This is a genomic window from Aeromicrobium sp. (genome assembly GCF_014378035.1).
GTDB lineage: Bacteria > Actinomycetota > Actinomycetes > Propionibacteriales > Nocardioidaceae > Aeromicrobium.
This window is the reverse complement of record NZ_JACMOM010000010.1, coordinates 25,999-44,594: the sequence shown is the minus strand read 5'-3', so window position 1 is coordinate 44,594 and position 18,596 is coordinate 25,999. Positions and strand designations below refer to the sequence as shown.

The following is an 18,596-nucleotide window of genomic DNA, read 5'->3' as shown; positions in this document are numbered from 1 at the left end:
TGGACGACGGCGCTCGAGCTGCCCGGCGTCGCGCCGAGAGGTGGCGTGTACTTCGCAGGCGCCCACGCGCATCCCGGCGGCACCCTGGAGGCGATCGGCATGGCGACGGCCGCTATCGCCGAGGCCGTCGGCCCGTCAGCCCGCTGACGCCGTTCTCGCAGACGTCAGAGGACGCCGGCTGCCCGGAGGGCCTCGAAGATCTCTCGTGTCGCCTTCGACCGGTTGAGGGTGATGAAGTGGAGTCCCGGAGCGCCGCCGGCGAGCAGGTCGCGGCACAGGTTCGTGGCAAGCTCGATGCCCTTGGCTCGCACGGCGTCCTTGTCGTCCTGGATGGGCTCGACCTCGTCGAGCACCTCGCGGGGCAGTTCGGCACCCGACAGCTCGGCCATGCGCGCGACCTGCGCGAAGTTGAGGATCGGCATGATGCCCGGCACGATCGGCATGTCGCTGCCCAGGGCGCGCACGCGTTCGACGAGCGAGAAGTAGTCGGAGGCCCGGAAGAACAGCTGGGTGATCGCGTAGTCGGCCCCGGCGCGTGCCTTCGCGACGAGCACCTCGGCGTCGGCGTCGAGGCTGGCGGCATCTGGATGGCCTTCGGGAAACGCGGCGACGCCGATCTCGAACCCGCCGAGGTCGGTCGCGAGTGCCACGAGGTCGATGGCGTGGTCCATGCCGTCCGGGTGAGACTCCCATGGGGCCCGTGGCCCACCCTTGGGGTCGCCACGGAGTGCCAGCACGTTGTCGACGCCCGCCGCCGCGTACTGCTTGAGCACCGACTCGATCTCGCCCCGGGTCTGCGCCACCAGGGTCAGGTGACCCACGGGACGCATCGCAGTCTGCTCGGCAATGCGCGCGGTGATGCGGACCGTCCGCTCCTGGCTCGTGCCCCCGGCGCCGTAGGTCACCGACACGAAGGTCGGGTCCAGCGGCTCAAGCTCGGCAATGGTGCGCCAGAGCACTGCCTCGCCGTCGTCGTCCTTCGGCGGGAAGAACTCGAAGGAATAGCTCGGCGTGGGCCCACGCAGGGCCTCGACGAGGGACAGCTGACCGGATTGCATGCGCCAACGGTATCGTCCGGGCTGTGACCTCACGCGCCGACGACACAGATTTCCGGTCACTGATCGGTCACACTCTCGAGACGTTCGTCCAGGGCCAGCGCGCAGTGCTGGCCGGTCTCGGCCCCGAGCTCGACGAGCTCGCCGACGCCGCCCTCGCGTTCGTGGGTGGGGGCAAGTGCCTGCGTCCGATGTTCTGTCAGGCCGGATGGCTCGTTGCGGGCGGCGATCCCGACGAGCCGGCCATCGTGGCCGCCGCCGCCGCCCTCGAATGGCTGCAGGCGAGCGCCCTGGTGCATGACGACCTCATGGATGGGTCCGACACGCGCAGGGGCCGCCCGAGCATCCATCGACAGTTCGAGACCCTGCACCAGGATCAGGACCGTCTCGGTGACGCCGCCGGATTCGGCAGATCCACCGCGGTCCTTCTTGGTGACCTGATGCTCTCGTGGTGCGATGAGCTGTTCACCAACTCTGTGCTCGGTTCGCCGTCTCTGGTCCGTCACGTCGTCGCCGGACGCCATCACCTCGATCTCTGCAAGACAGAGGTGGTCGCCGGTCAGTTCCTCGACGTCGTCGGCCAGACCCGAGCGTCGCTCTCCGTCGCGGAGGCCATGACGGTGGTGCGCTACAAGTCAGCGAAATACACCGTCGAGCGTCCGTTGCACATCGGCGCTGCGCTCGCCGGTGCCGGAACCGAGCTCATGTCGGCACTCTCGGCAGTCGCACTACCTCTTGGTGAAGCCTTCCAGCTGCGCGACGACATGCTCGGTGTCTTCGGCGATCCGGCCGTCACCGGCAAACCCGCGGGTGATGACCTGCGCGAGGGCAAGCGCACCGTCCTGGTGGCGCGGGCCTCGGAGATGACCGACGACAAGGGCCGCGCTGTGCTCGCCGAGGGGCTCGGCACGCCAGACGGCGTCGACGCAGTCCGAAGACTGATCGAAGAGTCCGGCGCCCGTGCGGCGGTCGAGGCCGACATCAGCCGTCTCGAGCGGCAGGCAGATCAGGCGATCGATGAGATCGGTTCCACAGCGCGCGCCGTGCTCGGCCCGCTCGCACTCACAGCAACCCGTCGAAACCGCTGACGCCAAGGTCATCGCGAACGATGACCGCGAATGCCGGGGCCTGCCCAACGGCATCACGCAAGATGTCGAGGACGGCGCCTGCCAGCTCCGGGTCGATGTCGGCGAGCTGCCCGAGCCCGGACCACACCAGCACCGTCGGCGTCATGGTCAGGTCACCGAGGGCATCGAAAAGCGCATCAAGATTGCGACCGAACCAGGTGGGCAGGCCCCACGAACAGACGATCACGTCGTAGAAGTCCTGCACCGACACGTTGTCCGTCGAGTCGAGACGCAAAGCGCTCCAGCCCACCGCTAGCGATGACTGCCACTGTCTCTCGGGCTTTGCGTGTTAGCCCGCTGGCCACCGCGGATCCCTTTCCGGAGGAGGTCCGGGAGTCGTCGACCGGCTGCGGACCGACCAGCAGTGCGAGCACGCACGCTGCCGCGCACAGCAGCCAGGGGTGACGACGCATGGATCCATCGTGGCCCATCTGAGCGTGGCGAACATCACCACAGGACCGTGACACGCACCGCTAGCGCCTCACTCGTGTGGAAGAGTCTCTAGAATCAGGGCACGGTCGGGGCGACACGTGAAGGTCGGAGGAGGGTTGGCGTGGCATCGATGGGCGATGAAGCCTTGGTCGGACACGTCCTCAACGACCGCTACCTGATCGGCCAGCGCATCGCGCGCGGCGGCATGGCAAGCGTCTTCCGCGCCACCGACCAACGGCTCGACCGTGAAGTGGCCATCAAGGTCATGCACCGCGGTCTGGGCGACGACGAGCAGTTCACCAACCGTTTCGTCCGCGAGGCGAAGTCGGCGGCCAAGCTCAACCATCGCAACGTCGTCTCCGTCTTCGATCAGGGCAAGGACGGGGAGATCACCTACCTCGTGATGGAGTACGTGCCCGGGCACACCCTGCGCGACCTCATGCGCGAAGAGGCCCCGATGCCTCCCTACCGCGCGCTCGAGCTCCTCGAGCAGATCCTGATCGCGCTGTCGGCCGCCCATGCCGCCAAGATCATCCACCGGGACGTCAAGCCCGAGAATGTCCTCATCACCCCCGACGGCGACGTCAAGGTCGCCGACTTCGGCCTGGCCCGAGCCGTGAGCGCGGCAACGACCGCCACCGGCGGAACACTCATCGGTACGGTGTCCTACCTCGCGCCCGAGATCGTCGTCAACGAGGGGGCGGACGCCCGCTCCGACATCTACGCCTGCGGCGCGGTGCTCTACGAGATGCTCACGGGCCTCAAGCCGCACTCGGGTGAGTCACCGATCCAGGTTGCCTACAAGCACGTCCACGAGGACATCGGCGCTCCGTCAGACATCCAGGCTGGCATCCCGCCCTACGTCGACGCACTCGTCGCCCGTGCCACCGTCCGTGACCGCGACCAGCGCTCGACCGACGCGCGCGTCATGCTCCAGCAGGTGCGGTCGGTCCAGCGGGCGCTCCACGCGGGCCTCACCGACGACCCCGATCTCGTCGCCGACCTGATGCCCCGCCCCCGCCCCAAGAACGACGACACCACCCCCACAGTGTCGGTCCCGCGCGCCGCGGTCCGTGGCACCGCCGCCGACTCCGCGCCCACGCAATCGGTGTTCATGCCTGAAGAGACCATGCAGTGGTCCTCGCTCCCTGTCACCTCGGGGTCAGCCGCGTCCGTCCTCAGTGACACCGCAGACCGGCCCGCCGGGCTGCACCCCGTCATGTCTACTGAGGACTACCGCAGGGACAAGGCCAACAACCCTCGTTCCCACCGCGGCCGCAACCTTCTGATCGGTGCTCTCCTGCTGGCACTGATCGCCTTCGGCATCGGCTACTACGTCAACGTGGGCCGCTACACGGACACGCCGCGGCTCGTCGGCCAGACCGAGACGCAGGCCAAGGTCGCCGTCGCCGGTGATGGCTTCGGTTGGAAGGTCGACGAGCGCAGGTTCTCTGAGAACGAACCACTGGGCACTGTCATGTCGACCAGCCCCGATCCGGGCGAGAAGATCCTTCCGGGTGGCGTCATCACCGCCGTCATCTCCCGGGGCAAGGACCGCGTCAGGCTCCCCAAGGATCTTGAGGGCATGACCCTCAAGGAGGCCACGGCCTCGCTCACGGACGTGCGACTCAAGGTTGGCGCCACGAGGAAGCGGTACGACGAGAAGGTCGACAAGGACCTCGTGCTGGGTGCCATCGACTTCACGACCGACAACGCCCTCAAACCAGGCACCGCCATCGACCTCTACCTGAGCCGAGGTCGTCAACCGATCAAGGTCACCGACTACACCGGCCAGGACGCGTCGGGGGCACGCGCCGCCCTCGAGGGCGTGGGCTTCGACGTCACGACCTCCGAAGCCTTCAGCGACGACGTCGACAAGGGCGCCATCGTCTCCCAGTCGCCCGCCAGTGGCGAGGCATTCAGGAACGACGACATCGCGCTCGTGGTGTCCAAGGGGCCCAAGCGCATCGCCGTGCCAGACGTCATGGGGTTGACCCGCATCAACGCATCGCGCGCGCTGAGGGTCAAGGGCTTCAAGGTGAGCGTGCGCAACGTCGTCCCGATCACGGACACCGTCCGGTTCCAGGCCCCCAACAGCGACGAGAAGGCCCCACGAGGGTCCACCGTCGTCATCTACATCTGACCCGTGCACACCCGACTTGCCGCAGCGGCGCTCCTATCAGTGACCGCGGTATGGGGTTCGACGTTCTTCCTCATCAAGGACCTCCTCGACCGCCTTCCCGCCGCCGACTTCCTCGCAGTGCGCTTCGCGCTGGCGGCCGTCGTGATGCTCGCGGTGGCGCCGCGGGCCGTCGTCCGCCTCGACCCGATCGTGCGGCGCCGCAGCGTCTACGCCGGTCTCGTCTACGCAGTCGCGCAGATACTGCAGACCATCGGCCTGGGCCACACCGACGCCAGCGTGTCCGGCTTCATCACGGGTCTCTACGTCGTGGCCACGCCCGTCCTCGCGTCGCTCGCCTTCCGTCAGCGAATCTCCCGCACCGTCTGGACCGCGGTCGCACTGGCCACGGTCGGGCTCGGCATCCTGTCGCTTCGCGGCCTCACGGTCGGCTTCGGCGAAGCCCTCACGTTCGTCTGCGCGATCCTCTACGCGGTGCACATCGTGTTGCTGTCCCGCTGGTCGTCGGCCCGCGATGCGTACGGGATGGCCACGATCCAGATGGGTGTCATCGCGCTGCTCTGCCTGCTGGTCGCCACGCCCGGGGGCCTGTCGCTCCCCCAGCGAACCGACGACTGGCTCGCCGTCGTCTACATGGCACTCGTCGCCGGAGCGTTCGCGATGGTCGCCCAGACCTGGGCACAGGGCCAGATTGACGCCTCGCGCGCCGCCCTGCTGATGACGATGGAGCCGGTCTTCGCCGCGTCGTTCGCGATCGTCCTCGGCGGCGAGCTGCTGGGTTGGCGGGTGCTCGTGGGTGGCGCGCTGGTCCTCGCCGCCATGATGCTGGCCGAAGTCTCAGGACGTCACGAGACGCGCGTGGGTCAGGGCTGCAGTGCGACGAGGTAACGCTGGGTCATGCGGCGCTGCAGCAGACGTCCGGCCGGGCCGATCAGCCTGGTCCGCCAGGTGCCTGGCCTCGAGAACGCGATGATGGTCGCCGTCACCTCGGCCGTCGTCGGATCACGCTCGACGACGAAGCGCTCCTCGCCGCTCTCCGGATGTCCTTGCAGGGTGCCGTAGGCGAATCCCCGACGATGCGGCTCGTCGATGACCTCGACGACGCGGCACGGGATGGTCTGACCGAGGAAGCGGAAGGTCACCTCGGCGTCGAGCGTTGCGCGGGGGGCACCACCGACCTGCCGGACCCCCGCCCGGGAGTGCATCTGCCACGTCAGCAGGATCTCCGCGGCGTCGTCGAGGTCGACGACTCCGAGCGAGCGGGATTCACGGACGTGGTGGTACCCCGCCGGAAGTGGCGAGAGCGCCGTGCCACCGACCTCGTCGTACGTCAGCTGTTGCCGAGGCACGTCGGTCAAGGCCGGCCGGACAGCATCTCGGCCACGAGGAAGGCGAGCTCGAGCGACTGCGCACGATTGAGGCGCGGATCGCACAAGGTCTCGTAGCGATGGGAGAGGTCCTGCGCCGAGAGCTTGCCGCTGCCACCGACGCATTCCGTGACGTCGTCGCCAGTCAGCTCGACGTGGACTCCGCCGGGCCAGGTACCCAGAGCACGGTGCACCTCGAAGAATCCACGCACCTCGTCGATGACGTCGTCGAACTCGCGCGTCTTGTAACCGTTGGAGGTCTCGAACGTGTTGCCGTGCATCGGGTCGCACACCCACGCGACCTCGATGCCCGCAGCGGTGACCTTCTCGACGAGGTTGGGCAGTCCGTCGCGGATCTTGCCGGCACCGAACCGGGTGATGAAGGTGATGCGGCCGGGCACTCGTTCGGGGTTGAGCTTTTCGTAGAGCGCGATCGCGTCGTCGGCGGTGCTCGTGGGGCCGAGCTTGACGCCAATGGGGTTGGCGATTCGACTCAGCAGCTCGACGTGGGCGCCGTCGAGCTGGCGGGTGCGCTCACCGATCCAGACGAAGTGGCTCGAGACGTCGTAGGGCAGCGAGGTGCGCGAATCGATGCGCGTCATGGCGTGCTCGTACTCGAGGACCAGCGCCTCGTGCGAGGAGTAGAAGTCGACGGTGTGGAACTCGTCGGGGTCGACACCGATCGCGTCCATGAAGGCCAGCGCACGGTCGATCTCGGCACCGATGCGCTCGTAGCGCTCGCCCACAGGACTGTTCTTCACGAAATCGGTGTTCCACGCGTGCATCTGCCGCAGGTCGGCGTAACCGCCGGTCGTGAAGGCGCGCGCAAGGTTCAGGGTCGAGGCTGACGCGTGGTAGACGTCGACGAGCCGCTGGGGGTCGTGCGCGCGGGTGACCGGGTCGAAGTCGAAGCCGTTGACGGCATCGCCCCGGTAGGCCGGGAGCGTGACGCCGTCGCGGGTCTCGGTGTCGCTCGAGCGTGGCTTGGCGTACTGGCCAGCGAGCCGCCCGACCTTGACGACAGGCACGCTGGCGGCATACGTGAGCACGACCGCCATCGACAGCAGCACCCGCAGCTTGTTGCGCACGTTCTCGGCAGTGACACCCTCGAACGTCTCAGCGCAGTCGCCACCCTGGAGCAGGAACGCTTCCCCGCGGGCGACCTCGGCAAGCTTGTCGCGCAGGGAGTCGCACTCACCGGCAAACACGAGAGGGGGCATCTTGCGCAGCTTCTGCACCGCGGCGTCGCGGGCAGACGGATCGACATACGTGGGCTGCTGTGCAGCACCCATCGCGTGGAGTTCGTCAAGACTGGGGATGCTCACCTACCAAGGATACGCGGGTGCTCCGTCCACACCGGACCACAGGCCGAGCGAGGCGGGACAGACACGCCCAAGCCGGGCCCGTCGATAGGCAGGCGCCCTACCAGGACAACGTCCCAGGAGCTCCCTTGAACGGGCCAATGACCCGCGAGGTGATCCAACCGCCGTAGAAGTCACCTTCCTGGGCCTGCACGACCTCGCCATCGATCGTGCACTCGTCAACCTTGCCGGGGTAGATCGCCACGTGCTCGACGAGTGGGGCGAATCGTGAAGTGGGGTGCGGATAGGTCCAGGCGCCCGCAGGGATGAAGCGGTCGGGGCCGACGAGGTCGAAGTAGGACGCCGCACCCTTCCACTCGCAGAACGTCGAGCCCTCAACCGGTCTCAGCACGCCCTCGGCGAAAGCGGTGACCGGCAGGTAGTAGCTCGGTGGGTGGCTCGTCTCACACACCCGGTAGGACTGCGTGCAGTCGGCGACGACCCGGCCGCCGAAGGTGACAACGATGTGCTCGTCGCTGGCCTCGATGGACGGTGGACGCGGGTAGTCCCAGACGTTCTCCACGGGACGTTCGGATGTCATGCCTCGAGCCTACGGACATGCGCGGGGGTCGCACCTCAGCCGAACAGCACCTCAGCCTCTTCGTAGAGGTCGGGCCGGACGAGCTTGAGCACCGCGGTGCCCTCAGACAGCGGCACACGGGCGATCTCGGTGCCCCGCAGCGACATCATCTTGCCGAAGTCACCCTCGTGGACGGCCGTGATGGCGTGCAACCCGAAACGGGTGGCGAGCCAGCGATCGAATGCCGTCGGTGAGCCACCTCGCTGGACGTGCCCCAGCACCACGGCGCGCGCCTCCTTGCCGGTGCGGTGCTCGATCTCCGAGGCGAGCCGGTCGCCGATGCCGCCGAGCCTCACATGCCCGAAGGAGTCCTTCTCGCCGCTGACGAGCGACATCGAGCCACCCTCGGCGGGCACTGCCCCCTCCGACACGACGATGATCGGCGAATAATGGGTGGCGAAGCGGCTCTCGACCTGCGCGCACACCTTCTCGATGTCGAACGGGCGCTCGGGGATCAGGATGATGTTGGCGCCGCCCGCGAGCCCAGCGTGCAGAGCGATCCAACCTGCGTGCCGTCCCATGACCTCCACGACGAGCACACGGTGGTGCGACTCAGCCGTCGTGTGGAGCCTGTCGATGGCCTCGGTGGCGATGTTGACAGCAGTGTCGAAGCCGAAGGTGAAGTCGGTGCCGGACAGGTCGTTGTCGATCGTCTTGGGCACGCCGACGACGTTGACGCCGAGGTCGGCCAGCTTGGTCGCGACGCCGAGCGTGTCCTCACCGCCGATGGCGATCAACGCGTCGCACCCCTGAGCGGCGAGGTTGTCCTTGATGCGCTCGACACCGTTGTCGATCGCGAACGGGTTGGTCCGCGACGAGCCGAGGATTGTTCCTCCACGCGGCAGGATGCCGCGCACCTCGGGGATGCCGAGCGGGACGGTGTCGTTCTCCAGCGGGCCTCGCCAGCCGTCACGGAAGCCGACGAACTCGTGGCCGTAGGCGGAGACACCCTTGCGGACTGCTCCACGGATGACCGCATTGAGTCCGGGGCAGTCGCCTCCCCCGGTGAGCATGCCGACGCGCATCCGTGCCTCCTCCTGTGGTGGTCGTGCGGTGGTGGTCGTGCTGGTCAGTCGGGCTTGATGTCGTCCCAGACCTCGTCGGCCTCGGCGCGTGCCGCGACCTTGTCGGCCTCGCGTTCCGCGTCACGGTCGCGCTTCTTCGCGTCGGGGGCGTAGAGGTCGACGTACTCCTGCTCGGACAGGCGCATGATCTCGTACATGATCTCGTCGGTGATGGCGCGCAGGATGTAGCGATCGTCCTGCATGCCCTCGTAGCGGCTGAAGTCGAGCGGCTTGCCGAACCGGACGCCGGGGCGCGAGAACGAGCCGAAGATCTTGCCGGGAGGTGCCACCACGTCGGTGCCGATGACGGCCAGCGGGATGACCGGGACGCCCGCCTCGAGTGCGAGCCGAGCCACGCCGGTGCGGCCGCGGTAAAGCTTGCCGTCGTGCGAACGGGTGCCCTCGGGATAGATGCCGCAGACCTCGCCGTCGGCGAGCAGGCGCAGCTGGGTCTTGATGGCACCCGCCGCGGCCGAACCGCTCGAGCGGTCGATGGGCACCTGGCCGGCACCGGAGAAGAAGGTCTTCTGCAGCCACCCCTTGACGCCCGAGCCCTCGAAGTACTCGGCTTTCGCCACGAACGTCACGCGCCGCGGGATGACCAGCGGCATGAACAGCCAGTCGCTGTAGGAGAGGTGATTGCTGGCCAGGATGACGGCGCCCTCTTTGGGGACGTTCTCGGTGCCCTCGGCCCACGGCCTGAAGATCAGCTTGAGCACGGGACCCAGTGCGAGGAACTTCAGGAACCAATAGAACACGGACAGGACACTACTCTGAACCTCGCCCGTTTCGCATGATGCTTCGCGATGAGAACGTCCATGATGGAAGATGGTTGTATGACCCTCTCGCCGGACGCTGCGGCAGTCGCCGGAACCGAGCCCTACTCCGCGGACGGCGGTCCGATCGGGGTGCTGCTGTGCCACGGGTTCACCGGCTCGCCCGCCTCCATGACGCCGTGGGGCCGCCAGCTGGCCGGCCTCGGCCACACCGTCCGGGTTCCGCGCCTCCCGGGTCACGGCACGACGTGGAATGACATGAATCGCACGCGCTGGCCAGATTGGTACGCCGAGGTCGACGCTGCCCTCACCGATCTGCGAGCTCATTGCGACCGCGTCGTCGTGGCCGGCCTGTCGATGGGCGGCTGTCTCGCGCTGCGCCTGGCCGAGCAGCGGCCGCACGACGTCGACGCGATCGTGCTGGTCAACCCGGCTGTCAACGTCGCGCGGTTCGACATCAAGCTCGTGCCGGCGCTGCAGTGGGTGCTCCCGGCGATGCCCGGCATCGGCAACGACATCAAGAAGCCCGGTCAGGACGAGATCGGCTACGACAAGACGCCGCTCAAGGCGCTCGCGTCGCAGCTCAAGATGTGGAAGGACGTCCGCGCGGCGCTGCCGTCTGTCACCCAGCCGCTGCTGTTCTTCCGGTCAGACGAAGACCACGTCGTCGATGCGACGTCGAAGGCGATCATCCTCGACGGCGTGTCCTCGACGGTCAAGGAGTTCGTGGCACTGCCCAACAGCTTCCACGTGGCGACGCTCGACAACGATGCACCGCTCATCTTCGAACGCACCGCCGCCTTCATCGCCGAGCAGCTCGGTGGCACCGGTGACTGACCGCGACGACTTCGACAAGATCGTCGAGGGGCTCGACCTCGACTTCACCTTTCCCGACGAGCCGGCCGATCCCGAGGAGCCGGCCGCCCCGCCGTCCGCTGCGGCATGGTCGCCGGAGCAGGCCCGGTCTGGGGGCGACATCGAGGAGCCGTTCTACCGCAAGGTCGATTCCACCCCGATCATCCCGCGCCGCCGCGGCATCCTGCTGGCCTGGCTCGGACTGCTGGGCGCCCCGCTCTCGCTCGTCGTCGCGACGATCTCGGGCGTCTACCTCGACCCGTCGGTCATTGGGGGCGCGGCACTCATTTTCGTCGCCGCGGCGATCTTCCTGATCTTGCAGTTGCCCGAACACGGGCCCTCGCGCCGGGATTGGCCGGACGACGGCGCCGTGCTGTGAGCCGCGCCATGTCGGCCGCCCCGATGAGTCCGGCCTCGGGCCCCAAGTGCGCGCGCACGATGCGCGCCTCCGCACGGTAGCCGCGGCCGGTCAGATGGCGGCTGAACGCCGCACGTGCAGGGCCCACGAGCAGCTCGCCGGCATCGCTCACACCCCCACCGATGACGAACATTCCCGGGTCGAGCGCGGCAGCGAGGTTGGCAATGCCGATGCCCAACCAGTCGCCCACCTCGGCGACCCACTCGACGGCCTCGTCGTTGCCGGCCTGGGCGTGCTTGGTGACGAGCTGGCCCTCGATGCGTTCGACGTCGCCGTCGGTCTCGGACAGCAGGACCTTGCCGAAGGCAGTGCCCTCGGTGGCCGCGGCTCTCGCGCGACGAGTCAGGACACGGCCGCTGGCGTACTGCTCCCAGCAGCCGCGATTGCCGCACTCGCAGAGCTGGCCGCCCGGCACGACCTGCATGTGGCCGAACTCCCCCGCGATGCCGAACTGGCCACGGTAAGGCTGGCCGTCGATGACGATCGCTCCGCCGATACCCGTGCCGAGGGTGATGAGGACGAGGTCTGCCTCGTTCTGCGCGGCTCCGTAGCGCCACTCGGCCCAGCCCGCGGCGTTCGCGTCGTTGTCGACCAGCACGGGCAGACCCGTTCGTCGCGCCACTGAGTCACGCAGCGGCTCGTGCCGCCACGAGAGGTGCGGCGCAAACAGGACGGTCGACTGGGTGGCGTCGACGAATCCGGCGGCACCGATGCCGATGGCTCGGATGTGGTGCTCCCGGCGGAACTCCTCGGTGATGTCGGCGATGGCGTCGATGACCTCGAGTGGCTCGGTGGTCGGAGTCTCACGACGCAGACGGGCCAGGATGTGACCGTCCTCGTCAACGACGCCTGCGGCGATCTTGGTGCCGCCGATGTCGATGCCGACGGAGAGCTTGTCGGCCATCAGAGGGGCTCGGTCCGAGCGAGGTCGGCGGCTCCGATGATGCCGGCCCGGTTGCCGAGGGCGGCCAACCTGATGGCCGCCTCCGGCCGGTGCGCACGCGCTGGCAGGTTCTCTCTGAACGCCTCCACGACGGGGCCGAGAAGCAGCTCGCCCGCGGCCCCGACACCGCCACCGATGGCGATGACGCTCGGGTCGAGGATCGTCGCAAGGATCGCCAGGCCTTCGCCGATCCATCGGCCCACGTCGGTGATCAGCTCGATCGCGAGCGGATCGCCCCCTTGGGCAAGGGTGGTGATCGCGGGGCCGGTGATGCGACCGAGATCGCCGTTGGCGAGGGCCGCGATGGCGACCGCACCCGGATCGTCGTTGGAGACCCGCTCGCGTGCGTCGCGCACGAGCGCACTGCCACTGGCGTACTGCTCGTAGCAGCCGTGCTGGCCGCAACCGCACAAGATGCCATTGGGGACGATGCGCATGTGGCCGATCTCGGCGGCGACGCCGAACCCGCCGCGGAAGAGCTTCCCCTTGTGAACGATGCCGCCCCCGACACCGGTGCCGATCGTGACCAGAAGAAGGTCGTCCATGTCCTTGCCTGCACCGAACCGGAACTCTCCCCACGCTGCGGCGTTGGCGTCATTCTCGACGACGACCGGGAGATCGATCAGCGAACGGACGTGGGCCGCGAGCGGCTCCTCGACCCAGTCGATGTTGGGCGCGAACCGCACCGTGGCACGATCTTCACCGGTGAAGCCAGCCGCACCGATGCCGATGCCGACGGCTTTCTCCTCACCGGTGAGTCGGTCGACGAGATCGGCGACGACGGCCGGGATCTTGGTGGAGTCGTCGGGGGTCGGCTGCGAGGCGGAGTCGAGGATCTCGCCGGTCTCCGAGACAAGTCCGGCGGCGATCTTGGTGCCGCCGATGTCGACTCCAATGGCGAGTGTCACGGCTTCTCCTGTGGTGTCGTGGCGTTCTCCAGGAGATCGCGAAGTGATCGGGCGAGCTCCGCGGCCGACCGGGAGACATGCGCCAGCGCGTGGGGGTTGTCGTGCACGAAACCGACGACCTGACAGACCGGGCACCAGGTCGCAGTGCACACGTGGGTCGAGATGTCGTGACCGTCCGCGGACTCGTCGTCCGGTGCTTCGCTGCCCGATGCCGGGCCGCTGAGTGCCTGACTGCTCAGTGCACGAATCAGCTTGAAGGCCTCCTCGGCCACCGTGCCCACCTGCTCTGGGCTGGCCGACTCACCACCGAGTTGCTCAGCGTCGAGGGATTCGGTGCTCGTAGCGTCCGTGCGGGCAGAGCCTCGATCGGTCACAGGGCCTCAACCTGCTTCTTCAACCCCTTGAGCGCGGTGTCGATGATGACCTTCTCGGCCTTCCGCTTGAGCATCCCGAGCAACGGCACCGACACATCGACGGCCAGCTGGTAGGTGACGCGCGTGGAGGTGTCGCCGAGCGGTTCGAGCGCGTAGGTGCCGTCCATCGACTTCAGCATCGATCCGGGCTCGGTCAGGCTCCACGACACGGCGCTGTCGCCGTCCCACGTGTAGCCGAGGTCGTACTCGTCGCGAATCGGTGCGGCATCAAGCACGAAGTGCACCTGCTCTGCACGCCCGCCATCGACACCAGCGACGACGTTCGCGGCCTTGACCCCCGTCGCCCAGTCGGGGTAGGACCCGAAGTCGGCGATGACATCCATGATCTGGTCGGCCGGTGCCTCGATGACAATGTCGCTCGTTGTTCGCGCCATCACCCCTCCTCGTCCGGCCTGTGTGTGTCACCACATGCTAGTGCGTCCTGAGGCCAATACTTCCGCAGGGCGGCGGCGTCGCGGGCATCACAACCGCCGCCACCTCTAGCCCATCGTGAGGGTAACCTGCCTCAGGTGACGAACCAGCCATCACTCGAGCCGGGCAACCTCACCGACGACGTCCTCGACCGACTCCCGGCCCACGCCGACGAGGTCGCCCTCGGCCGATGGATCGATGGCGCGTGGCTCGACGTCACGCTCGGCGCGTTCCACCACGACATCACCACCGTGGCGAAGGGCCTCCTCGCGGCCGGAATCTGTTCGGGCGACCGCGTCGTCCTGCTATCCAAGACGCGCTACGAGTGGACGGTCTGCGACTACGCGATCTGGTGGGTCGGCGCTGTCACGGTTCCGATCTACGAGACGTCCTCCCCTTCCCAGGTTGCCTGGATCCTGTCGGACTCCGGCGCCGTGGCCGCCATCGTCGAGTCCGATGAGCACCGGGCACGGGTCGAGGACATCCGCCCCGAAGCCCCCGACCTGCGGCACGTCTGGACCCTCGAGGCGGGAGCGATCGACGAGGTCACGGCTCTGGGCGCGAGTGTCAGCGACGCCGACCTCGAGTCACGACGAGCGACGCTGACGAGCGATCACCTCGCGACATTGATCTACACCTCCGGCACGACCGGCCGTCCCAAGGGCTGCCGGCTGTCCCACGGCAACTTCCGTAGCGAGCTGGAGGGAGCGGTGGAGCGGCTCCCCGAGCTGTTCAGCCCCGACGATGCCTCGACGCTGCTCTTCCTACCCCTGGCACACGTCTTCGCCCGTGTCATCCAGGTCGGGTCCATCCGCACCGGGACGAAGCTCGGCCACACGGCCGACGTCAAGGACCTCATCGCCCACCTCGGCACCTTTCAGCCAACCTTCGTCCTCGCCGTTCCGCGCGTCTTCGAGAAGGTCTACAACACCGCCAGCAGCAAGGCCTACGCCGACGGCAAGGGCAAGATCTTCGACCGGGCGACGCAGACGGCGATCTCCTACAGCAAGGCCGCCGACTCCGGCCGCCCCGGCCTCGCTCTCCGGGCGAGGCACGGCATCTTCGACAGGCTCGTCTACGGCAAGCTCCGGGCCGCGCTCGGCGGACACGCCGACTGGGCGATGTCGGGAGGGGCGCCGCTCGGCGACCGGCTCGCGCACTTCTACCGGGGCATCGGCGTCACCGTCCTCGAAGGCTACGGCCTCACCGAGACCTCAGCTGCGCTGACCGTCAACACGCCGGACGAGCAGCGGATCGGCACCGTCGGACGACCTTTGCCGGGCACCGAGGTGCGAGTGGCACCTGACGGTGAGCTCAGCTTCCGTGGCCCCCAGGTCTTCGCGGGCTACTGGCACAACGAGGCGGCCACGGCGGATTCGATCGACCACGACGGCTGGTTCGCCACAGGCGACCTGGGCGAGGTGGACGATGACGGTTACGTCCGTATCACCGGCCGCAAGAAGGAAATCATCGTCACCGCCGGCGGCAAGAACGTCGCGCCAGCCGCCCTCGAGGACAGCGTGCGTGCGAGCCCATACGTCAGCCAGTGCCTCGTCGTGGGCGACGGCAAGCCCTTCGTCGCCGCACTGGTGACGATCGACACCGAGGCCTGGACCGGACGACTCGACGATCCCGCGCTCCGGGCCGCGGTGCAGAAAGCCGTCGACGACGCCAACTCGCAGGTCTCCCAGGCTGAGTCGATCCGCAAGTTCGAGATCCTGCCTGAGGACTGGACCGAGGACAACGGCTTCCTCACCCCCTCGTTCAAGGTCAAGCGCAACGCGGTGCTGCGCGACCTTCACGACACGATCGAGGCACTTTTCGTCAGGTAGGCACGCCAGTCAGTGGTGAGGCGCCGCTGCGACGTCCCGAATGATGACTTGAGGGCCTTGTCCAGATCGGCACCCCGGAGCACCGACTCGTAGAACGACACCACAGCCTTGTCGCCGTCTCGCGCTCCGAGCAGCCGGAAAGCCATCCAGGCTGACTCGTAGACCGCGCCGAGCCCGTGGCGCGTCGCATCGAAGTCGCCGGAGGTCGGCAGGCGCGTCGGCGACCTGCCCGCCTTCACCTCGGCGAGGACCTGACCTGCGCTGAGCGACAGCGGGGCTGTGTCGTCGTGCAGCGCGACGAAGTCGGCAAATCCCTCGATGACCCAGCTCGCGGCCGAAGACCCCACCGCGTCGGTCAGCAGGTGGGTCGCCTCGTGGCTCATGACGACCTGGGCTGCGCGGCGGTCCATCGTGGCGAAGACGGTGGGGTTCAGCACGACCACGTCGGCCGACGACTCGTCGGCACCACGACCGTCGAGCCTTGTCGTAACGGCGGCGATCTGCGCCACCTCTGCGACGTCCTGACCGACCAGCTGCGCCATCTGCTGCTGCGTGTGGGGCGACACGACGGTGATGTTGCCCCGGGTTCCGGGCACGACCCGCGCCACCGCCGACCGGGCGACCGCTGCCATCGACTCGACCGGCAGTGACGTGTCGCCGCCGTCGACCCTGATGACGTTGGCACCCGGCCGCCGCTCCACAATGACCTTGCCCGCCAGCCACAGGGGAAGCGCTCCCCCGACCGGTCGGACGCTGACGATCGAGAACCCGCCACCTCGCTGGGGTGCCACCCGGAAGGCAACGGACGATGTGTGGTTCGACACCATGGCCAGGCCGGACTCCTCGTCGGGCTGCCAGGTGACCTCGATCGTGGCCTCGCTGGAACCGTCTTCCCTGTCTGTCACCTCACCGCCGCTGACGTAACGCAGATCGACGCCGCTGGCTCCGAGCGCTGTGCGCGAAGCCCACGCGCGACGCGCGAAGGTGCGAGCCCCCGCGGTCCCTCCTGCCGCGGCGGCGAAGTCAGACTCCGTCGTCGCCGTCGACAGAGCGCGGAACTGGTCCGTCAGGACCGACGCGGCATCGGCCGGGATCGCCACGGCCGAGTCGTCGGAACCCTGCCACGGCCGTTGCCACACGAGTAGTGCCGCCGCGAGTGCCACCAGGACGACTGCGGCGGTGGCGTTAGGGCCCAGCCGCCGCGATCGTGGCGGTCGAGCGGGTGGGCGTCGTGCGGCAATCGGCCGTCTTGGAGGCTCAGCCAACCCTGGCGGCCTCGGAGAAGCCGTCGAGTCCGGTGATTTCGACGTTTCGTCCGGGTCGAGGTGCATGGATGACCTTGCCGCCGCCGAGGTACATGCCGATGTGGGACATGTCTGCGTAGGCCACGTGGTCGCCCGGCTGCAGCTGGCTCATCGGAATCGACGTCGCGGCGGCCATCTGCGGGCCAACGACGCGAGGGATCGTGACTCCTGCGGCCGCCCACGCCTTCATCAGGAGACCAGAGCAGTCCCAGCTGTCGGGACCGGCGCCACCGTAGACGTAGGGCTCGCCCAGCTGTGCGAGGGCGAAGTCGACTGCTATCTTGGCCCGCCCGCTCGCGTTGACGTTGACCGTGATGTTGGGCCCGGCCTCGGGCTTGGGCCCGTCGACCTTGGCCTGCTGCGCCGCCGTGAGCTGCGCAAGCTGCGTCTTGGCCTTCTGGTACTTGGCGCGGATCTCTGCGCGCTTGGATGCTGCGTCCTTCTTGGCCGCGGTGAGCTGGTCCTGGCGGTCCTGCAACTGGGCGCGACGGTTCTTGAGGGCCTTGCTCGACCGGCCGAACTGCTCGAGGGCATCGGCCCGGGTGCTGTTGAGTGCCTGCACGGCGCCGAGGCCAGCAAGGAAGGCCTCGGGATCGTCACTGCTGAGAAGCTTGACGGTGGGCCCGAGCGGGGCGTCCATCTGCTGCTGGACGATCGCACTGCCGAGCGCCGACTTCTGCCGGTTGTAGCCGATGAGGTCGTGGTCGATGTCGGCCGTGATGTCGTCGATCTGGTTCTGCGTCTGCTGGGAATCCACCGTGATCTGGTTGACCTGCTCGTTCAGCGCCTCGGCCTGATGGAAGGCAGCGGCCACATCCTTGGGAGTGATGGCGGGAGCAGCCTCGGCCGAAGGCAGCACGAAGAGGCTACCGATCAGGGCGAGTGCTGCAGCGGAGGCAAGTCCGTGACGACGGGCGTGGGTACGCGACAACAAGGGCACACAAACTCCTACATCCTCGACGTCTACCGGGTGAGCTGACGGATTCGGGCCAAGGTCTGCCCTACGGTCCACGCGAACGTGGTCCGATTCACCCCACACACATTGGGTCCCCGGTTCGTCCCAGACATCTTCCCCATGCCTGCAACAATTCGACGGAGCGCCCGACGCCGACCTGGAGGTCGCCGTTCACCGGACGCACAAAGACCCAGTGTAGGTGGCGCCCGAAGTCAGATCAACTGCGCCATGCTTCAGACTGCCTGGGTCTCAGGGCCTGCGATGGGAGTCACGAGCCGAAGCGGCGGGACGCAGCCTGCATCGGCCAGCGCACCGAGGGCCGCGAGCTCATCGACGTCCAGCTCGATGCCTGCGGGCGGGGCTCCGAGAAGGAACGTGACGACACAGTCGCCGCAGGCAGAGGGACTGCGGACAAGACACCGATCGCAGTCGACGACCACGGAGTCGGTGGGAGTTGTCTCGTTCATGCCGGCACCTCCTGTGCTGGTTGGTCCCCGTCATTCGAGGACATGCATCACGCTAGGAGACTGCTCGGACAAAAACACCGGCATGTCGTGTCGAGGGCGTCGACAGACGTCCCCGGATCGGCCGCGTCGGCGAGTCTCCACGGTCTGTCGGTGGCCGCGCCTAGCGT

General features: G+C 67.9%; 20 protein-coding genes and 1 riboswitch. Of the genes, 6 read left to right on the top strand and 14 right to left on the bottom strand.

Annotated features, from left to right (window positions below; genetic code table 11):
• Positions 1-164: 164 nt before the first annotated feature.
• Entirely contained in the window at positions 165-1,058 is an 894-nt protein-coding gene (gene metF / locus H7290_RS00725; protein ID WP_290512097.1) for a methylenetetrahydrofolate reductase [NAD(P)H], read from the bottom strand.
• A gap of 23 nt (positions 1,059-1,081) precedes the next feature.
• On the opposite strand from metF, the gene H7290_RS00720 reads away from it, so the two are divergent.
• A complete protein-coding gene (locus H7290_RS00720) occupies positions 1,082-2,143 on the top strand; it encodes a polyprenyl synthetase family protein (protein WP_290512096.1) in 1,062 nt (353 codons plus the stop codon).
• On the opposite strand, the gene H7290_RS00715 is transcribed toward H7290_RS00720, so the two are convergent.
• Positions 2,118-2,417, bottom strand: coding sequence for a barstar family protein (locus H7290_RS00715; RefSeq protein ID WP_290512095.1), 300 nt, complete (start codon positions 2,415-2,417; stop codon positions 2,118-2,120). The two genes, H7290_RS00720 and H7290_RS00715, sit on opposite strands and share 26 nt — an antisense overlap.
• Before the next feature lie 327 nt (positions 2,418-2,744).
• Here H7290_RS00715 and pknB point away from each other — a divergent pair, with 327 nt between their 5' ends.
• Both pknB and H7290_RS00705 read left to right on the top strand, forming a co-directional pair.
• Positions 2,745-4,757: a Stk1 family PASTA domain-containing Ser/Thr kinase gene (pknB, locus tag H7290_RS00710; RefSeq protein WP_290512100.1), complete on the top strand. Its 2,013-nt coding sequence runs from the start codon at positions 2,745-2,747 to the stop codon at positions 4,755-4,757.
• Positions 4,758-4,760: 3 nt separating this feature from the next.
• Entirely contained in the window at positions 4,761-5,642 is an 882-nt protein-coding gene (locus H7290_RS00705) for a DMT family transporter (RefSeq protein ID WP_290512094.1), read from the top strand.
• Here the strand turns inward: H7290_RS00705 and H7290_RS00700 are convergent.
• The 5 genes from H7290_RS00700 to H7290_RS00680 all read right to left on the bottom strand — a co-directional run bounded on the left by H7290_RS00700 (position 5,618) and on the right by H7290_RS00680 (position 9,884).
• The gene (locus H7290_RS00700) at positions 5,618-6,103 is read right to left on the bottom strand and encodes a DUF1990 family protein (RefSeq protein ID WP_290512099.1); all 486 of its coding nucleotides are present in this window, start codon (positions 6,101-6,103) and stop codon (positions 5,618-5,620) included. The genes H7290_RS00705 and H7290_RS00700 overlap by 25 nt on opposite strands.
• 5 nt (positions 6,104-6,108) lie before the next feature.
• A complete protein-coding gene (locus tag H7290_RS00695) occupies positions 6,109-7,413 on the bottom strand; it encodes a class II 3-deoxy-7-phosphoheptulonate synthase (RefSeq protein WP_290512098.1) in 1,305 nt (434 codons plus the stop codon).
• A 130-nt stretch (positions 7,414-7,543) separates the two neighbouring features.
• Entirely contained in the window at positions 7,544-8,023 is a 480-nt protein-coding gene (locus H7290_RS00690) for a DUF427 domain-containing protein (RefSeq protein ID WP_290512093.1), read from the bottom strand.
• A gap of 35 nt (positions 8,024-8,058) precedes the next feature.
• Positions 8,059-9,087 (bottom strand): 6-phosphofructokinase, encoded by a 1,029-nt coding sequence (locus H7290_RS00685; RefSeq protein WP_290512092.1) that lies wholly within the window; start codon positions 9,085-9,087, stop codon positions 8,059-8,061.
• A 44-nt stretch (positions 9,088-9,131) separates the two neighbouring features.
• The gene (locus H7290_RS00680) at positions 9,132-9,884 is read right to left on the bottom strand and encodes a 1-acyl-sn-glycerol-3-phosphate acyltransferase (protein WP_290512091.1); all 753 of its coding nucleotides are present in this window, start codon (positions 9,882-9,884) and stop codon (positions 9,132-9,134) included.
• 78 nt (positions 9,885-9,962) lie between these two features.
• Here H7290_RS00680 and H7290_RS00675 point away from each other — a divergent pair, with 78 nt between their 5' ends.
• Together H7290_RS00675 and H7290_RS00670 are read left to right on the top strand one after the other, a co-directional pair.
• Positions 9,963-10,739 (top strand): alpha/beta fold hydrolase, encoded by a 777-nt coding sequence (locus H7290_RS00675; protein ID WP_290512090.1) that lies wholly within the window; start codon positions 9,963-9,965, stop codon positions 10,737-10,739.
• A complete protein-coding gene (locus H7290_RS00670) occupies positions 10,732-11,136 on the top strand; it encodes a hypothetical protein (RefSeq protein ID WP_290512089.1) in 405 nt (134 codons plus the stop codon). The genes H7290_RS00675 and H7290_RS00670 overlap by 8 nt, the downstream gene beginning before the upstream one ends.
• On the opposite strand, the gene H7290_RS00665 is transcribed toward H7290_RS00670, so the two are convergent.
• From H7290_RS00665 to H7290_RS00650, 4 genes are read right to left on the bottom strand one after another with little or no spacing between them, the layout of a single operon-like run.
• Entirely contained in the window at positions 11,042-12,079 is a 1,038-nt protein-coding gene (locus H7290_RS00665) for an ROK family glucokinase (RefSeq protein ID WP_290512088.1), read from the bottom strand. The genes H7290_RS00670 and H7290_RS00665 overlap by 95 nt on opposite strands.
• Positions 12,079-13,026 carry an ROK family glucokinase gene (locus H7290_RS00660; protein ID WP_290512087.1) on the bottom strand — a complete coding sequence of 316 codons (948 nt, stop codon included), beginning with the start codon at positions 13,024-13,026 and terminating at the stop codon, positions 12,079-12,081. Before H7290_RS00660 ends, H7290_RS00665 begins: the two co-directional genes overlap by 1 nt.
• Entirely contained in the window at positions 13,023-13,400 is a 378-nt protein-coding gene (locus H7290_RS00655) for a hypothetical protein (RefSeq protein ID WP_290512086.1), read from the bottom strand. Before H7290_RS00655 ends, H7290_RS00660 begins: the two co-directional genes overlap by 4 nt.
• Positions 13,397-13,834 carry an SRPBCC family protein gene (locus tag H7290_RS00650; RefSeq protein ID WP_290512085.1) on the bottom strand — a complete coding sequence of 146 codons (438 nt, stop codon included), beginning with the start codon at positions 13,832-13,834 and terminating at the stop codon, positions 13,397-13,399. The genes H7290_RS00655 and H7290_RS00650 overlap by 4 nt, the downstream gene beginning before the upstream one ends.
• A 135-nt stretch (positions 13,835-13,969) precedes the next feature.
• On the opposite strand from H7290_RS00650, the gene H7290_RS00645 reads away from it, so the two are divergent.
• Positions 13,970-15,703 carry a long-chain fatty acid--CoA ligase gene (locus H7290_RS00645; protein WP_290512084.1) on the top strand — a complete coding sequence of 578 codons (1,734 nt, stop codon included), beginning with the start codon at positions 13,970-13,972 and terminating at the stop codon, positions 15,701-15,703.
• Here H7290_RS00645 and H7290_RS00640 read toward each other — a convergent pair.
• The 3 genes from H7290_RS00640 to H7290_RS00630 all read right to left on the bottom strand — a co-directional run bounded on the left by H7290_RS00640 (position 15,670) and on the right by H7290_RS00630 (position 18,429).
• Positions 15,670-16,866 carry a hypothetical protein gene (locus H7290_RS00640; protein WP_290512083.1) on the bottom strand — a complete coding sequence of 399 codons (1,197 nt, stop codon included), beginning with the start codon at positions 16,864-16,866 and terminating at the stop codon, positions 15,670-15,672. The two genes, H7290_RS00645 and H7290_RS00640, sit on opposite strands and share 34 nt — an antisense overlap.
• Positions 16,867-16,960: 94 nt before the next feature.
• On the bottom strand, positions 16,961-17,947 hold the full coding sequence (locus H7290_RS00635; protein WP_290512082.1) for a C40 family peptidase: 987 nt from the start codon (positions 17,945-17,947) through the stop codon (positions 16,961-16,963).
• A 6-nt stretch (positions 17,948-17,953) separates the two neighbouring features.
• Positions 17,954-18,112: riboswitch (cyclic di-AMP (ydaO/yuaA leader) on the bottom strand.
• An 83-nt stretch (positions 18,113-18,195) separates the two neighbouring features.
• Positions 18,196-18,429, bottom strand: a complete 234-nt coding sequence (locus tag H7290_RS00630; RefSeq protein ID WP_290512081.1) for a hypothetical protein — start codon at positions 18,427-18,429, stop codon at positions 18,196-18,198.
• Between the last annotated feature and the right edge of the window lie 167 nt (positions 18,430-18,596).

Excerpts from the sequence above, each read along its gene's own strand:
- H7290_RS00650 (WP_290512085.1), bottom strand. The coding sequence starts at position 13,834 with ATGGCGCGAACAACGAGCGACATTGTCATCGAGGCACCGGCCGACCAG.
- H7290_RS00630 (WP_290512081.1), bottom strand. The coding sequence starts at position 18,429 with ATGAACGAGACAACTCCCACCGACTCCGTGGTCGTCGACTGCGATCGG.
- pknB (WP_290512100.1), top strand. The coding sequence starts at position 2,745 with ATGGGCGATGAAGCCTTGGTCGGACACGTCCTCAACGACCGCTACCTG.
- H7290_RS00685 (WP_290512092.1), bottom strand. The coding sequence starts at position 9,087 with ATGCGCGTCGGCATGCTCACCGGGGGAGGCGACTGCCCCGGACTCAAT.
- metF (WP_290512097.1), bottom strand. The coding sequence starts at position 1,058 with ATGCAATCCGGTCAGCTGTCCCTCGTCGAGGCCCTGCGTGGGCCCACG.
- H7290_RS00675 (WP_290512090.1), top strand. The coding sequence starts at position 9,963 with ATGACCCTCTCGCCGGACGCTGCGGCAGTCGCCGGAACCGAGCCCTAC.
- H7290_RS00695 (WP_290512098.1), bottom strand. The coding sequence starts at position 7,413 with ATGGGTGCTGCACAGCAGCCCACGTATGTCGATCCGTCTGCCCGCGAC.
- H7290_RS00690 (WP_290512093.1), bottom strand. The coding sequence starts at position 8,023 with ATGACATCCGAACGTCCCGTGGAGAACGTCTGGGACTACCCGCGTCCA.
- H7290_RS00665 (WP_290512088.1), bottom strand. The coding sequence starts at position 12,079 with ATGGCCGACAAGCTCTCCGTCGGCATCGACATCGGCGGCACCAAGATC.